The 16,024-nt window shown below is 59.0% G+C and carries 15 protein-coding genes; 5 read left to right on the top strand and 10 right to left on the bottom strand.

The genetic code is table 11. From position 1 onward, the window contains the following. Positions 1-60 precede the first annotated feature (60 nt). Complete coding sequence (gene bhcR / locus ACEN2R_RS06850; RefSeq protein ID WP_442040558.1) at positions 61-879, top strand: HTH-type transcriptional regulator BhcR; 819 nt, start codon at positions 61-63, stop codon at positions 877-879. On the opposite strand, the gene ACEN2R_RS06855 is transcribed toward bhcR, so the two are convergent. The 5 genes from ACEN2R_RS06855 to ACEN2R_RS06875 all read right to left on the bottom strand — a co-directional run bounded on the left by ACEN2R_RS06855 (position 876) and on the right by ACEN2R_RS06875 (position 8,151). Next, on the bottom strand, positions 876-4,469 hold the full coding sequence (locus ACEN2R_RS06855; RefSeq protein WP_442040560.1) for a hydantoinase B/oxoprolinase family protein: 3,594 nt from the start codon (positions 4,467-4,469) through the stop codon (positions 876-878). The genes bhcR and ACEN2R_RS06855 overlap by 4 nt on opposite strands. Before the next feature lie 51 nt (positions 4,470-4,520). Further along, the gene (locus tag ACEN2R_RS06860) at positions 4,521-5,156 is read right to left on the bottom strand and encodes a nucleoside/nucleotide kinase family protein (protein ID WP_442040562.1); all 636 of its coding nucleotides are present in this window, start codon (positions 5,154-5,156) and stop codon (positions 4,521-4,523) included. Then, complete coding sequence (locus ACEN2R_RS06865; protein WP_442040564.1) at positions 5,153-5,923, bottom strand: ATP-binding cassette domain-containing protein; 771 nt, start codon at positions 5,921-5,923, stop codon at positions 5,153-5,155. Before ACEN2R_RS06865 ends, ACEN2R_RS06860 begins: the two co-directional genes overlap by 4 nt. Before the next feature lie 14 nt (positions 5,924-5,937). After that, entirely contained in the window at positions 5,938-7,017 is a 1,080-nt protein-coding gene (locus tag ACEN2R_RS06870; protein WP_442040566.1) for an ABC transporter permease, read from the bottom strand. A gap of 108 nt (positions 7,018-7,125) precedes the next feature. Beyond that, a complete protein-coding gene (locus tag ACEN2R_RS06875) occupies positions 7,126-8,151 on the bottom strand; it encodes a substrate-binding domain-containing protein (protein ID WP_442040568.1) in 1,026 nt (341 codons plus the stop codon). Between the two features lie 189 nt (positions 8,152-8,340). On the opposite strand from ACEN2R_RS06875, the gene ACEN2R_RS06880 reads away from it, so the two are divergent. Next, positions 8,341-9,540 (top strand): ROK family transcriptional regulator, encoded by a 1,200-nt coding sequence (locus ACEN2R_RS06880; RefSeq protein WP_442040851.1) that lies wholly within the window; start codon positions 8,341-8,343, stop codon positions 9,538-9,540. A 49-nt stretch (positions 9,541-9,589) separates the two neighbouring features. On the opposite strand, the gene proB is transcribed toward ACEN2R_RS06880, so the two are convergent. Beyond that, on the bottom strand, positions 9,590-10,750 hold the full coding sequence (gene proB / locus ACEN2R_RS06885) for a glutamate 5-kinase (protein WP_442040570.1): 1,161 nt from the start codon (positions 10,748-10,750) through the stop codon (positions 9,590-9,592). 289 nt (positions 10,751-11,039) lie between these two features. Between proB and ACEN2R_RS06890 the strand changes: the two genes are divergently transcribed. The 3 genes from ACEN2R_RS06890 (at position 11,040) to ACEN2R_RS06900 (ending at position 12,266) form a co-directional block, all read left to right on the top strand. Beyond that, on the top strand, positions 11,040-11,468 hold the full coding sequence (locus tag ACEN2R_RS06890) for an RbsD/FucU family protein (protein WP_442040572.1): 429 nt from the start codon (positions 11,040-11,042) through the stop codon (positions 11,466-11,468). 112 nt (positions 11,469-11,580) lie between these two features. Further along, positions 11,581-11,772 (top strand): PLD nuclease N-terminal domain-containing protein, encoded by a 192-nt coding sequence (locus ACEN2R_RS06895; RefSeq protein WP_442040574.1) that lies wholly within the window; start codon positions 11,581-11,583, stop codon positions 11,770-11,772. Between the two features lie 110 nt (positions 11,773-11,882). Next, on the top strand, positions 11,883-12,266 hold the full coding sequence (locus ACEN2R_RS06900; protein WP_442040576.1) for a response regulator: 384 nt from the start codon (positions 11,883-11,885) through the stop codon (positions 12,264-12,266). Between the two features lie 50 nt (positions 12,267-12,316). On the opposite strand, the gene ACEN2R_RS06905 is transcribed toward ACEN2R_RS06900, so the two are convergent. From ACEN2R_RS06905 to ACEN2R_RS06920, 4 genes are all read right to left on the bottom strand, one after another. Continuing rightward, positions 12,317-13,393: an AI-2E family transporter gene (locus ACEN2R_RS06905; RefSeq protein WP_442040578.1), complete on the bottom strand. Its 1,077-nt coding sequence runs from the start codon at positions 13,391-13,393 to the stop codon at positions 12,317-12,319. Between the two features lie 127 nt (positions 13,394-13,520). Further along, entirely contained in the window at positions 13,521-15,233 is a 1,713-nt protein-coding gene (locus tag ACEN2R_RS06910; RefSeq protein WP_442040580.1) for a sensor histidine kinase, read from the bottom strand. 26 nt (positions 15,234-15,259) lie between these two features. Continuing rightward, positions 15,260-15,817 (bottom strand): RNA polymerase sigma factor, encoded by a 558-nt coding sequence (locus tag ACEN2R_RS06915; RefSeq protein ID WP_442040582.1) that lies wholly within the window; start codon positions 15,815-15,817, stop codon positions 15,260-15,262. Then, positions 15,814-15,972: a NepR family anti-sigma factor gene (locus tag ACEN2R_RS06920; RefSeq protein WP_442040584.1), complete on the bottom strand. Its 159-nt coding sequence runs from the start codon at positions 15,970-15,972 to the stop codon at positions 15,814-15,816. The genes ACEN2R_RS06915 and ACEN2R_RS06920 overlap by 4 nt, the downstream gene beginning before the upstream one ends. Positions 15,973-16,024 lie beyond the last annotated feature (52 nt).

Raw genomic sequence — 16,024 nt, forward strand, 5'->3', positions numbered from 1 at the left:
ATTCAATGAATGGATTTTTCATTTAAGTTACCGGAACGGAAACACGATCAGGAGTCGCAGATGCAACCCCCCCGCCCCCGTGGCCGCCCCAAGGCGTTCAATGACAAGACGGACCAGAACACAATCCAGTCGCTTGACCGCGCAATGGTCATCTTGCGCGCCGTGTCAGAGCATGACGGCCTGTCCCTGACCGATCTTTCGATCCATACAGACCAGGCCGCCGCCACGGTCTACCGTGTCCTGACAACGCTGCAATCGCACGGGATTGTGGAAACCGAGGGCGACAGCCAGTTGTGGCATGTGGGCAGCGGCGCGTTCCGGATCGGTACAAAGTTCCTGCGCCGAACAAAGCTGGCGGAACGCAGTCGCGAGCCGATGCAGGAGCTGATGCGGCAGACGGGGGAAACGGCAAATCTGGGTGTCGAAAAACAGGACGAGGTGCTGTTTCTCAGTCAGGTCGAAACGCATCAGACGATCCGCGCCTTCTTTCCACCGGGCACACAAAGCCCGATGCATGCGTCGGGCATCGGCAAGGCGCTGCTGGCGTTCTACACGCCGGATCAGGTGTCACGGGTGGTGCAGACACGCGGCCTTGCGGGCTTTACCAAGCTGACCATCACGTCAGAGGCACTGCTGACCGATGATCTGGCGCGGACGCGGCTGCGCGGATATTCCATCGACGATCAGGAACGCGCCGACGGCATGCGGTGCATCGCCGCGCCGATTTTCGACGCCTATGGCGCGCCTGTCGCGGGCGTGTCGGTATCGGGGCCGTCGTTCAGGATACCGCTTTCGTCGGCAGATCAAATCGGGCGGATGGTGCGGGGCGCAGCAGAGGCGATCACCACCGCGATCGGGGGCACATCGCCCACCGGCTAGGGTGCACCCCACCCACCGCCACCGGGCGTCTGCATTTCGAACAGGCCGCCGGCGGGCAGGTCAATCTCGGCGTTGCCCTGCAACGCAATGTGCGTTCCGTCAGGCAGTTCGGCGGCATTCAGCCCCACTGCCCCCCCCTGCCCGCCATCCACGCCAAAGGGCGGAATATCGCGGTGCGAACACAGTGTCGTCACCGTCACCGGTTCCAGAAACCGCATGCGCCGGATCACGCCGTTGCCACCGTGCCACCGGCCCGCGCCACCGGACCCGGGCCTGATCCCGAAGACCTCCAGCCGGACCGGAAAGCGCTTTTCAAGGATTTCAGGGTCGGTCATGCGGGTGTTGGTCATATGGCTTTGCACCGCGTCACAGCCGTTGAACCCCGGACCCGCACCGGTGCCGCCCGCGATGGTCTCATAGTTTTGGAAGGTCTCGTTGCCCCAGACAAAATTGTTCATCGTGCCCTGACTGCCCGCAATCACATGCAGCGCCCCGTATAGTGCGTTGCACGTCGCCTGCGACACCTCGGTATTCCCCGCGATCACCGCCGCAGGATAGGCGGGGTTCAGCATTGATCCTTCGGGGGCGATGATGCGCAGCGGCTTCAGACACCCCTCGTTCAGGGGAATATCGGCCCCGACCATCGTGCGGAACACATAAAGGACCACGGCGCGGCAAATCGAATAAGGGGCGTTGTAATTCCCGTGACTTTGGTCGCTGGTGCCGGTGAAATCAATCACCGCAGAGCGGCCTTCGGGATCGACCCGCACTGCCACCTTGATCACGGTGCCGGTGTCCATCGGATAGGTGAAACTGCCATCCTTCAGCCGTCCGATGACCTGCCGCACGCTTTCCTCGGCATTGTCCTGCACATGGCCCATATAGGCCTGCACCACGTCCAGACCGTAGGCATTGACCACTTTCAACAGCGCGCGCCGCCCCGTTTCGTTGGCGGCAACCTGGGCCTTTAGATCTGCCATGTTCTGCGGGATGTTCCGGCAGGGATAGCGGCAAGAGGACAGCACCCTTGTCGCCTCGCCTTCCAGAAAGTTCCCCTGATCGACAAGGCGGACATTGTCGATCAGCACACCTTCCTCGTCGATGTGGCTGCTGTCGGGCGGCGCCGATCCGGGCGTCCGTCCGCCGATATCCGCGTGATGCCCCCGCGAGCCAAGCCAGAACGCGGGTTCATCCCCCACGAAGACCGGCGTCACGACGGTGACATCGGGCAAATGCGTGCCGCCGTTGTAGGGGCTGTTCAACATAAAGGCATCGCCCGCATGGATCGCGCCTGCGTTTTCCCGCATCACCGTTTTGATGCTGTCGGACATCGAGCCCAGATGCACAGGCACATGGGGCGCATTCGCCACCAGATCGCCCGCCCTATCAAAAATCGCGCAGGAAAAATCCAGCCGTTCCTTAATGTTCACCGACCAGGACGTATTGGCAAGCGTCGCCCCCATCTGGTCTGCAACAGACATGAACAAGTTGTTGAACACCTCGAGCAGCACCGGATCGACACTGGTGCCCGCCGCATGGAGCCGGGCCTTTTCGGTGGTGCGTTCAAGGATCAGGTTGCCCATCCCGTCCAGATGCGCCTGCCAGCCGGGTTCGACGATATTGGTGCCGGTGGGTTCGGTGATGATGGCGGGGCCGTCTATGCGGGCCGCTGCATCCAGTGCCGTCCGGTCGAACAGCGGCACCTGTTGCCAATCGCCTGCAAACATCGGCACCTGCGCGACCGCATTGGTGCTGCCGGTCGCGGGATGACCCGTGGGCACCTCTCCGGTTTCACCGATCGCCTCGGCGCTGACCATATCAAAGAACAGCGCCCGTTCGGGAGAGGTGAAACCGAACCGCTGGCGGTGGACATCCTCGAATGCGGATTGCATGTCAACGATGCTGCCAAAGGGCACCTCCAGCGTCTGGTGCGATCCGTCATAACGCAGATGCGCGCGCGCCTCGGTGCGGATTGCGGTGGCGGGCACGCCCTGCGCTTCGACCTCGGCGCGGGCCTCGGCCTTGATCCCGTCCAGAATGGCCTGTGCCACGTCAAGCTCGGCCAAAGGCGCATCGACCTGTCGTTCCCGCAATGCGCGGATCTCAGCAAGGCCCATGCCATAGGCCGACAGCACACCGGCGAAGGGATGCAGAAACACCCGCCGCATGCCAAGGGCGTCGGCCACAAGACAAGCGTGCTGCCCCCCCGCGCCACCAAAGCAGTTCAGGGTGTATTGCGTCACGTCATGGCCGCGCTGGACGCTGATCTTCTTGATCGCGTTGGCCATGTTATCGACGGCGATCCGAAGAAAGCCTTCGGCGACGGTTTCGGGCGTTTCCGGCGCGGCACCGGTCGCCGCCGCGATATCCTGCGCCATGGCTGCGAATTTGGCCCGCACGATGTCCGCATCCAGCGGCTGATCGCCACGCCGCCCGAAAACCGGCGGGAAGTGATCCGCGTTCAGCTTTCCCAGCATGACGTTGCAGTCGGTCACGGTCAGGGGGCCGCCGCGGCGATAGCACGCCGGCCCCGGATCGGCGCCCGCACTTTCCGGCCCGACCTGATAGCGCCCGTCGCGGAAGGTGCAGATTGACCCCCCGCCCGCAGCCACCGTATGAATATCCATCATCGGGGCGCGCATCCGCACACCTGCCACTTCGGTCTCGAAACTGCGCTCAAAATCGCCCGCGTAATGCGACACATCGGTAGAGGTGCCGCCCATGTCAAAACCGATCAAACGGTCGAAACCAGCCGCACGGGCGGTTTTGACCATGCCGACGATTCCGCCCGCCGGACCCGACAGAATGGCGTCCTTGCCCTGAAACAGGCTTGCGTCGGTCAGGCCACCGTTCGACTGCATGAACAAAAGCCGTTCGCATCCGCCCTGCCCGACAGCCAAGGCCGTGGCAACCTGGCGGACATAGCGCGCAAGGATCGGCGACAGATAGGCATCGACCACCGTTGTGTCGCCCCGTGCCACCAGCTTCGCCAACCGCGAGACCTGATGGCTGGCGCTGATCTGGGTGAACCCGATATCACGCGCAATTGCGGCCACGCGGGTCTCGTGGTCGGGGTTCAGATAGCCGTGAAGGAACGCGATCGCGACGGCCCGGATACCGGCGTGATAGCCGGATTGAAGCGCCGCGCGCGCTGCGTCTTCGTCCAGTGGCCGGATCACATTGCCATCGGCATCCAGTCTTTCGGGCACTTCGTCCGCGTGTTCGTACAGCAGGTCGGGGCGCTTGATCTCGAGGTCGAACAGGCGCGGTCTGGCCTGATATCCGATGCGCAAAAGGTCACCGAACCCGTCGGTGATCAGCAAAAGCGTCCGCTCTCCCTTGCGCTCCAACAGGGCGTTCGTGGCAACGGTTGTGCCCATCTTGACCGCGCCGATCACCCCATCGGGCAGCGGGGCCTCAGCGTGCAGCCCCAGCAGATCACGAATGCCCTGCACAGCGGCATCGGGGTAGCGTTCCGGATTTTCCGACAGCAGTTTATGGGTGGCCAGGGTGCCATCGGGGCGCCGCGCGACCACGTCGGTGAATGTGCCGCCGCGATCAATCCAGAATTCCCATTGTGCCACCGACATTCCGCACCCCCTGTTTTGGACCCTATTCAGTCCGGTATGGGGCCTTGATTGTCAACGCGCGGCGTCACCCGGCAGGGTGATATCGGGCGTGATAGCCGCGTTCAGCACGCGGGTGGCATTGGGAAGGTCGTTCAGTTCTGCCCGAAGCGTTGCAGCGGCCAGATCCAACCCGTGGTCCTGCCACCGCCTGATCAATCGGCGGCGCAATTCGGGCAAGCGCACATCCAGCAGCACGGACAGATCCCACACCGGCGCCAGATCGCGCCAAGGGGCCTCGTCGAACAAAAGGTAATTGCCCTCGACAAGGATCAACCGGCAATCGGCGCTGACAATAGCGGCACCGGCAACCGCGATGTCGCGGCTGCGGTCAAAGACGGGGATGACGACCTCACCTCCTGCTTTGAGACGCCCAATCAGGGTGATAAAGCCCTTCGCGTCAAAGGTTTCCGGCGCGCCTTTGCGGTGAAGCATATCGCGCGCCGCAAGAACGGCATTATCCAGATGAAAGCCATCCATCGGCACGACCAGCGCGCGCGTGCCTTCGTTGTTCAACCGCTGTGCAAGCGCCTCCGCCAGCGTGGATTTTCCGCTGGCGGGGGGGCCTGCAATTGCAACAACCATGCGCCGGTCCTTGGGCAGCGCAGCAAGCCGCGCGAACAGGTCATCATGGCTGTGCAACCGGCTCACGCAGTCGCAACGCCCGGTTCGCCCGGCACTTTCGCACCGGTCATGAAGGCCACCGCATCTGACATGGTGTAGTCGCCCGGCTTGATAACGCACAGGCGCTTGCCCAGACGGTGGATATGGATCCGGTCCGCCACTTCGAACACATGGGGCATGTTGTGGCTGATCAGCACGATCGGAATACCACGGGACCGGACGTCCTGGATCAGCTCCAGCACCTTGCGGCTTTCCTTGACCCCCAGCGCCGCTGTCGGCTCGTCCAGAATGATGACGCGGCTGCCAAAGGCGGCGGCCCGTGCAACGGCCACACCCTGACGCTGGCCACCGGACAGCGATTCAACCGCCTGATTGATGTTCTGTATCGTCATAAGCCCCAGTTCCGACAGCTTGTCGCGGGCGAACTGCTCCATCCGGGGGCGGTCAAGCTGACGCAGCACCTTGCCCATGAAACCGGGTTTGCGCAGTTCGCGCCCCATGAACATGTTGTCGGCAATCGACAGCGCCGGTGACAGAGCCAGGTTCTGATACACGGTCTCGATGCCGGCTTTGCGGCCTTCCTCGGGCGAGCGGAAATGCACCGGCTTGCCGTCCAGTTCGATGGTGCCATGATCCGGGGTGACCGCGCCGCTGATCGCCTTGATCAGCGTGGACTTTCCCGCACCGTTGTCGCCGATCACCGCCAGAATTTCACCGGGGTAAAGATCGAAGTCAGCGCCATCAATCGCAACCACAGTGCCGTAGCGCTTCATCACGCCGCGTGCTTTTAGCATTGGCTGGACATCACTCATTTCGAAGCCCTCCGGAGCTGTTGGTCAAGCGATACGGCAACGATCACGAGGATGCCTGCCGCGAATTGCTGCCAGTAGTCATCCACCCGCGCCAGTGACAGACCGGTGGTGAACACCTGAACGATGAAAGCGCCCAGAACCGACCCGATGATCGAACCGCGCCCCCCGAACAAGGACGTGCCGCCAATCACCACGGCGGTGATGGATGCCAGGTTGATCGTGTCGAACGAGATCGGGTTGACCGACCCCACCCGCCCGATAGACACCCAGGCGGCAAAGCCGAGGATCACACCGGCGACGACATAGACGGAAATCAGGATACGGTTGGTCTTGATACCGGACAGCATCGCTGCCTCCGGGTCGTCGCCCACCGCATGCACATGGCGGCCCCACGCGGTATGGTTCAGGACATACCACAGGATAAAGGCGAGAACGAGGAGCGCCACAACGCCATAGGTGATCGTGGCCCCCATGAACTTTATATCCGTGCCGAACCACAACAGCATCGGCGCCTTTTCCTCGATGTCGATGTTGCGGATGGATTCCGAATGTGAATACCAAAGCTTCAGCGCCGAAAACACACTTAGCGTGCCAAGCGTCACGATGAACGGCGGTAGCTTGACCAAGGCGACAAGAGCACCGTTGACCCAGCCCATCACCCCGCCCATGAACATGCCGATCAGGATGGCGAAGGGCACCGGAACACCGGTCAGCACCGCCAGCCGCCCCATGACCAGCGACGAGATGACCATGATCGCACCGACGGACAGGTCGATGCCCGCCGTCAGGATGATCAAGGTCTGCGCAAGGGCCACGAAACCGGTCACAGTGACCTGCTGCATGATGGTCGACAACACTCCGGGCGTCATAAAGCGCGGCGCGATAAGGCCAAAGCACAAGACGCTTAGAACCAGCACCAAAGCCGGCACAAGTGTTGGATTTTTGCGGAGGAATGTCCGCACGATATGCCCAAGAGTATGATCATCCCTGACGAAGCTTGCGACGGCCGCATCGGCCTGATCGAGTTTTGCTTCGAAGTCGGAGATTGTCTTGCTTGGCGTTGGTTGGTCGGTCATTCCGCCTCTGGCCCCCCGCAAAATATGGTGGGGCAACCCTAGCCCCGGATATATGAAGGGCAGCTTACGCCGCCCTTCGCTTAGTCACGCATGGCTATTTGCCGTGCATCAGCCCCAGCACAGCTCTGTGCCTTTGGCCGAGTCGATCGACGGCACGCCCTCGGCAGGCTGGTCGGTGACCAGATTCACGCCGGTGTTGAAGAACGTCAGGCCTTCGGATGCTGTTGGCTTGGTGCCGTCAGCGGCAAAAGCAGCAATTGCCTCGATGCCCTTGGATGCCATCAACAGCGGATACTGCTGCGATGTCGCGCCGATCACGCCGGATTTCACGCTGGCGATGCCGGGGCAACCGCCGTCAACAGAAACGATCAGCACGTCCTTTTCTCTGCCGGCCTTCTTCAGCGCCTGATAGGCACCTTCGGCGGCTGGCTCGTTGATCGTGTAAACCACGTTCAGCTCAGGGTCCTTGGCAAGCAGATTCTCGACAGATGTCACGCCGCCTTCGGGGTTCGCACCCGAGGATTCGTGACCGATCACGCGTGGATCGGTTTCCGACCCCATCACGGTCAGGTCGGGCACTTCGATACCGAAGCCAACGAGGAAGCCGGTGTCGCGTGCAACATCAACCGAGATGTTGTCCTTGTTGATGTCGAGCATACCGATGTGCGCATTGGCAGCGGCGTCGCCCAGGGTTGCCTTGGCCCATTTGCCAATCAGCAGCCCTGCTTCGAAGTTGTCAGTCGCAAAGGTCATGTCCTGTGCGTCCGCGTCGGCAAGCGGCGTGTCGAGTGCAATCACCAGAATGCCTGCTTCGCGGGCTTTCTTGAGAGCTGGCCCGACCGAGTCATTCGAGGGGGTGATCAGGATGCCCTTCGCACCAGCCGCGACGCAGTTTTCGACGGCAATGATCTGGGGCGATGCGTCGCCATCTTTTTCACCGGCGAACGCCTGGAAATCCATACCCATTTCGGCGGCCTTGGCGGCTGCGCCTTCCTTCATTTTCACGAAGAACGGGTTGGTGTTGTTCTTGGTGATAAGGCACGCGCCTGCGCCTGTGTGGGACGCGGCAAAAGCTGTGGATGCGGCGGCGATGCAAATTGCGCTGACCGCAGCGGTTGTGAACAGTTTCTTCATGTGGTCCTCCCTGACCGATGTTCGGGCGTGACGGAAAAAGTCTGGCGCCCAATATCGCGACATGCCCATTCTGCAATGCCGTTGTGGCTGTATAAAGACCGAGTCGGGTGGCAGTTGTCAATAAATAAATAAACTTGATTTATTAATTAGACATAGGGCATCCTCAGGGGGAATAGATCATTGGATAACATGTCAGATATGGGCGACACCGCCATCCGAGACCCCATGGGAGGGGTGAATCAATCCGGGGTTCGGGACCACAACGAAAGACTGGTTCTTTCGCTGATCCAACGGCATGGCGGACTGGCAAGTGCCGAGATCGCGCGGCGGTCGAACCTGTCGGCGCAGACTGTTTCCATCATCATCAGGGCGCTTGAAAAAGACGGGCTGCTGAGTCGTGGCGAGCCGGTGCGCGGCAAGGTGGGAAAACCCTCTGTCCCGATGACGCTGAACCCCGACGGCATCCTGTCTCTTGGCCTGAACATAGGCCGGCGCAGCGCCGATCTGGTGCTGATCGACGTCACGGGCACGGTGCACGGACAGCTGAAAAAGACCTATGCCTACCCGACCCCGCACGTCGTCATGCAGTTCCTGACAGAGGGGATGACAAAGATCACCGGCGGGTTAACGAAAAAGCAGCTGGGATGCATTGCGGGGATCGGCGTTGCGGCCCCGTTCGAGCTGTGGAACTGGCTGGACACAGTGAATGCGCCAAAAGAGGCGATGCAGCTTTGGAAGGACTTTGACCTTAAATCAGCCGTCGAAAACCGGACAGGTCTGCCCGTTGTCGTCCAAAATGACACCACATCGGCCTGCACGGCCGAGCATATCTTCGGGCGTGGCCGCGAATTCGCCGATTATGCCTATTTCTTTATCGGGTCGTTTATCGGCGGCGGGGTGGTTCTTAACGATACGGTTTATTCAGGCCGAACCGGAAACGCCGGCGCGTTCGGGACGATTCCAGTGCGATATGGCACCGCGCAAAGCTCTCAGCTTATTCACAATGCGTCGATCTATCTTTTGGAAAAACGGTTGGAAAAAAGCGGCAATGACGCATCGGTGATCTGGAATCCGGACCACAACTGGGAAGGATTCGAGGACATTCTGTCCGACTGGATCGAACAGACAGCCAGGCACCTTGCCGTTGCCGTCGTTGCCGTCTCTTCGGTCATCGACTTTCAGCGGATTCTGGTCGATGCCAACTGTCCGCAGCCCATCCGTGAGCGAATCGTCGATCTGACCCGCCTGGAGATCGCGAAACTCGACACTCAGGGCATCGCTGACCCGATCGTATCAGAGGCGTCGATCGGCCGGAATGCCCGCGCGATCGGTGCCGCGTCTCTTCCTGTGATTGAGCGGTATTTCCTGAGCCAACCCAGCTTTGCGTGATGTGTCAGGCCCGCCACGCAATCAAGGCGGACCCGATACACCCTGATGCTCAGGTCGGCATAACGATCTTTTGCGCATCCATCGGGGCATCCCACTGAAGATGCCGGTCTTCGAGAACAAGCATGTTCTCTGATCCGACGATGTCGCTTTTTGTTTTGTAGCCGATCACATCCTCGATCGACATATCCAGATTGCGCGCCAGCAGCATGGTCTCTTCCGAGGAAAAGTTGGTCAGTCCACGGGCGCATTCATCGCCTTTTTCGTTGTAGATATGCAGAACGTCACCTTTGGTGAAATCCCCCTGAATCGAGATGATATCCGTGCGACGAACACCGCGTGTTCCCTCGACGATTTCCTGGGCCACGTCGTCGGACACAACGAGCGTGCCCCCGACCTGAAGCCGGTTGCTGAGCCATATTTCCAGAGGCGACGATGCAACGCCGGTGACGAGGCATTTCGTGTGGCGACGCTCGTTCTTCAGAACCGACGACACGGGACGATCTATTATACCTTCGGCGATGATCGTTTCGCATCCGGCATTCTGCGCCATGTTGGCTGCTTTCATTTTCGTCAGCATACCGCCGCTGCCCAGTTCACTCGTGCCGGTCGTTGACAGCAGGTGGTCCGAAACGTCGCTGATTTCCGAAATGAACACCGCCTCGGGGTCCGAAGGATCCCTGTCATACAGGCCCTCGACACTGGTCAGAATAATCAGGCGGTCGGCCTGAATCATCTGCGCAACCTTTGCGGCAAGCCGGTCGTTGTCGCCCACGCGCAACTCCCGCGTCGCAACGGTATCATTTTCATTGATGATCGGAAGAATGTCATTTTCGAACAACCGCAGCACTGTATTCTTGATGTTCAAGAAGCGCCGGCGCTCTTCCATATCATCCACGGTCACCAGCACCTGGGCAACATTCATCCGGTGTTCGGATGCGACCTGACGGTAGGCATTCATCAACAAGGGCTGGCCGCATGCGGCGGCGGCCTGCTTATCCAGAACGCCGGCATCTTCGGGCCGTTTTCCGATCATGTTCAGCCCCAGCGCGACAGAGCCAGAGGACGTCAGGACGATGTCATATCCCTCGGATTGCAATTGCGCCAAATCGCTCATCACGCCATGCAGAAACGCGTATCTCAGGGTCAGCCGATCACTATTGGCAAGCAGACTTGATCCGATTTTAACAACAATTCTTTTTCGTTTCGACATGGGAAACTCCTGTAACGCATTGTATTAATTTGACTCTTATAGCGCATGTTCACGAAAACATGCGCTTTGCTTCAGCAATTCGAGCCTGATGATTCGCTGTTGTATAACACGCAAAGCACCAAGGGGTTCAAATGGAAGGCCGACGGGCGCGGACAGGCGGGCCATAAATGCGTTTGTTGCGGTCCCCCGGCATTAACCAGTTTACTGTCTGGCGAAGGCGTGTAACTCCAGCCTGAATGCAGGCCCGATCTGTCTGCGGCGCTGGACACGGAACAAACGGAGACACCCGATGCTCAAGGGCATTAACCCAATTCTTGGACCTGATCTGCTTTACACGCTTCGCGCGATGGGGCACGGCGACGAAATCGCGCTGGTCGACGGCAATTACCCCGCGCTGGAACATGGGCGCCGCGTCATCCGCGCCGATGGGCTGCATCTTATTCCCGTGCTTGATGCGGTTCTGTCGGTCATGCCGATTGACGACTTTGTCGCTCAATCCATCTTTAGATCGGTGAAAATGGGCGATGTCGCACACAGGGAACCGGTGCATGTCGAGATCGACCAATGCTGCCACGACCATGCGCCGGAAAGACCGATGACTCCGTTGGCCGGTGATATTTTTTACAGCCGCGTCCGTGCCGCGCACACGATAGTCGCGACAAGCGAGCCACGGCTTTTCGCCAATGTCATTCTGCGCAAAGGTGTGATTTCGCTTTGACCAACCGGCCTTGAAAACGGCCATCAGGGAACCAAATGTCCAGCAATGCGTTTGGGTATCATGGCGCGTGTGAAAATGCACATGGCGCGATGAAACAACGGAGTGTTGGATAATGATGGAAGTCAGTGGCCTTGGCGGCTTGATCGTTCTTGTTCTGGACCTATGGGCGATTGTGTCGATCATCGGATCGAACCGCTCTACCGGCGCAAAGGTCGGCTGGACAGTGCTTGTTCTGGTCCTGCCGATTCTCGGATTCCTGATATGGCTACTGGCAGGACCGCGCAGTCCGGGGCGCGGCCCGTAGGCCTTAATCCGCCAATCGCACCTGTTGCCAACGGGCAACGGACCACCACGGAAAACATTTGTTCCGAACCATATGCGTATTTGATTGTTCGCCTGCACGAATAAGTGCGCATGATCCAGAAATGCGAAGGGCAGGAAATGCTGAGCCGGAAGAAAATTCTTATCGTTGAAGATGACGCCATGATCGCAATGGATCTGGAGTATCTGTTCACGGATTCCGGTTGGGATGTCATCGGCCCTGTGGCCAGCACAAAGAAAGCCATCGCACTTTTGCAGGTCGAAACCCCTGACGTCGCGACGCTGGATTACAATCTGGGCGGCGAGACGAGCGCCGAAATCGCGGCTATTCTGTGCAAGAAAGACGTGCCTTTCTTTTACCTGACTGGCAGGGCACAGGCCATTATCGACGACGAAGCACCCGTTGCACCCATTCTGGAAAAACCCGCATCGCATGCTGTGCTTTTGAAGTTCGCAATCCGCACGCTTGGAAAGTAGGGTGCCCCAAGGCCAACGCGGCAGCTTATAACCGCGCCTTTATGGGTCTGTTATCTGACACCAAGGAACCTGCCCGGCACTTTCAACGCATCGACATTGTCGCATATCACCTTTAGGCAGACCAGAAACGGCACCGCCATCAGTGCGCCGGCAATGCCCCACAACCAGCCCCAGAACACGACCGTCAGAAACACCGACACCGTGTTCATTTCCAATCGGCGCCCAAGAATGGTTGGTGTTACGAACTGTCCCTCGAGCGAATTGAGGACCATGTAGAACACCGGCGCCAGCAGCGCATAGGACAACTGATCATAGGTGACGATGGAAAAGCCTGCGATCAGGCACGTCCCTATGATCATCCCGAGGAACGGAAGAAAGTTGAGGAAGAACGCAAGTGCCCCCCAGATAAACGGGTGCGGGAAATCGATTATCAGCAACGACACCGCGAGAACCATCCCCAGAACAGCGTTGATCACCGTGATCGTGAAAAGATAACGAGAGATGCTTCTCTCTATCGTGTAAACGGTCGAAAGCGCGCGCTTTTTGTCGGAAAGTTTCGGGAATGCCTCTACGAGTTTCACATAGAACAGATCACCGGATGCCAGCAGAAGAAGTGCAAAGACCATGGCGACGATGATGGTTGTGCCCAGTCCTGCAAGGTTGCTGACGGCGGAACTTAACAGTCCGGGTTGCTGTATGGTCACCTTTTGAACCGAGGGTTCCGCCGCCGGTTCCGCCAGTTTTTCAACCTGCGCCGACGCCCCCTGCACCGCCTCTACAGAGGTCGTGATGTCCCGCAGCTTGTCTTTCAGCTTCTCGCCGAACGCTGGCACTTCGGCGGCCCAATTCGACGCAGGGCCGCTCATTGCGTAGCCCCCCAAAAGGACGCTGAACGCCAGAACGGTCACCAGAACCGTCGCACTGACCGGTGCGGGGATGCCCGCCTTTGAAAGGACGCGCAACAGGGGGCTAAGGGTCAACGAGACCAGCACCCCGATCATGATCGGAAGCAGAACATCCTTTGCAAAGAAGATCGCGATCGTTGCCAGAATCAGCAAAATCGCCACCAGCACCTTTCGGATGGCCACGATCTCTCTCAGGTGCAGAGCGGGTGCAGTATCCAACATAGGGTTCCTTGTTGCGGCGTTCGGACGCCTTGCTCATAATAACGCCAGATCATCGGCAAGGTTCCGGCCCCAGATCAAAAGGCCGTGTCGACTGCGCGGCCAGCGGATGCCGCAGGGCGGTGCGGGATCAGGTTTTGACAGGCTCCGGCACAAAGTCGGTGACCTTGACTGCAAGTTTAAGGGAATACCGGTCGGCGCTGTCCTCGATCTCGACTTGCGATGAAAGCTGTGTCGCGAAGGCCTTTATCAGTTGGTTTCCCAACCCGGTGCTGATCGCGTCAATTCCCCGGTCGTCCAGACGGGTTCCTTTCGAATTTTCCACCGAAAGCACAAAGGTATTGTCCTTCATGTCGCGAAGGCGGAATTTGATCCAGGGGGCGCTGCCATCTGTCGGTCGTCCGATATATTTCACCGCATTCGTCGCGGCTTCTGTTGTCAGCAGCGACACAGGGACCGCCTGATCGGGCACAAGAATAACCTTGTCTATCTCGACACTGACCTTCACGCCACTGCCGGACGGAAGCGCCGACACCATCGTATGCTTGATGATATCGTTCAAAAGCTTGTCTGCACGCACGCTGGCCAGACTGGACGTATGATAGAGATTGCTGTGCACGGTCGCCAACCCCATCACGCGGTCTTGCACCCGCCGAAGCGTGTCACGGGCCTCGGGGGCCTTGGCCTTGCGCATCTCCATGTTTATGATCGACGCAATCAATTGCAGATTGTTTTTGACTCTGTGGTGAACCTCTTTCAACAGGACGTTCTTCTCACGGATGCTGTCTTCCAGATCGGCCTCGTCCTGCGCGATTGTCTGCGCCATCGCGTTGAACGTTTCCTCCATCTGGCGCAGTTCCAGCGGCGCGGGGCTGGTGCTGCCCGGTGAAAAGCCCCGGCTGCCGCTTGCAAATTGCTGCATCTTCCAGCGCAGGTCTTTGACATGGCGGATGACCAGACGGTGCACCGCGACATAGGCGACCAGCAGACTGATAACCCACATCACAACGGGAAACAGAATTGCGGTGTGGCCAAAGCGGGTTTCAAACTTTGTGCCTTGCCCCGCATCCCAGGTTGCAAAAGTATAGACGACACCCGGAATAATCGCGACGACGGAATAGACCCGAGCGTTTTTTCCGTGGTCCTCAGACAGGAAAATGGTCGAGCTGCCGTTTGCCAGCGCCTTAAGATCGCGCCCCATGGGCAACGTGGCCTCTACATTCTCCATGCCCAATGCCGACAGCAAAACCTGCCCTTCGGCGTTGAAGGTGACAAGGTCAACCGGCTGGGTGTCGTCATCCTTGAGCCGCTCAAGATAGAAATTCACTTTGGGAGCAGAGAGCGAAACAAACCCGATATAGGTATCATCGACATAGACGGGCTGGGCGATGACGACCACGGATTGACCACTGATCGCCCCCCTGTTCAACGCCGAAACACGCGGCTTGGGCTGGTCTTGAAAGCTTTTGTAAACCGGGCTTTCTCGCAGATCCGTAATCCGGTTTGCAGAATTGCACGTCGAAATCCCGTTCTTGGGAACAAAGGTGGCCAGAATGTAATCCGGTGTCGTTCGCACAAATTGCCTCAGTAGATCAACACAGGCCTCGGAATCGTCCAACAAAGGCAAAAGCGCAGACCCCAACACACGCGCCGAGGCAAAGCCGCCGTGCATTACATCGCGCTGCGGCTCTACCGCGACCAAAGTTCTGCCAAGCAACGCGGAATAGCGCAGTTCTTCGGATTGGCGGACAACGTTGCTGGTTTGGTAAAGCGCAATAAGACCCACCGGCAACAAAGCCACGGACAGCATCACGCCCACCCTGAACGCAAGACCTTGATACACGCGCAGCCCCAAATTCATAACGCCCATCACCGCACAGAGGCAGTGTTGCCGGCCATCACAGCTTTTGTCGCCTGATCGGTCATTTCAAGCTCGTCCGCGCCGTCCAGTTGCAGAATGTCGATAAGGCGAAGCCTGGCGCGGTTCACCCGGCTTTTGATGGTGCCGACAGCACAACCACACATCCCCGCCGCTTCCTCGTAGGAAAAGCCGGATGCCCCGACAAGGATCAACGCCTCGCGCTGCTCATCGGGAAGCGTGATGAATGCCTTCTGGAAATCCTGCAATGCCAGCCGTCCGTCGTGGTCCGGCTTGGATGCCAGCCGTCCTGCGAATATCCCGTCGACATCGGCAACCTCGCGGCTGACCTTCCGGCGGCTGGAATAGAATGTATTGCGAAGAATCGTGAACAACCAGGCGCGCAGGTTGGTCCCTTCCTTGAACATCGCGAATTTGCTCCAGGCCTTTACGACCGTATCCTGTACCAGATCGTCCGCCGCTGAACCATTGCGGGTCAAACTCATCGCGAAAGCACGCAGAGCCGGTAAATGCTCTATGATCGCGTCTCTCGGGTCAGGGGCGTTCATTTTTCGCCCTCTTTTGCCTTTTCCTGCTCCTTTAGCTGCTGCAACAGCTTTTGAAACCGATCCGGCAATGCCTCTTCGACTTTTTCCTGATACACTTTGCGAAGGTTTTCGTCGATTTGACGCTGAACATTCTGGTTCGGTTTTTTCTGGGCCATGGTGCTTTCTGCGCGATTTATTTTTCAGGTGTCCGAATATAATTCGGAACTC

The sequence above is a fragment of the Pseudogemmobacter sp. W21_MBD1_M6 genome (assembly GCF_052119585.1).
Classification (GTDB): domain Bacteria; phylum Pseudomonadota; class Alphaproteobacteria; order Rhodobacterales; family Rhodobacteraceae; genus JBGQOJ01.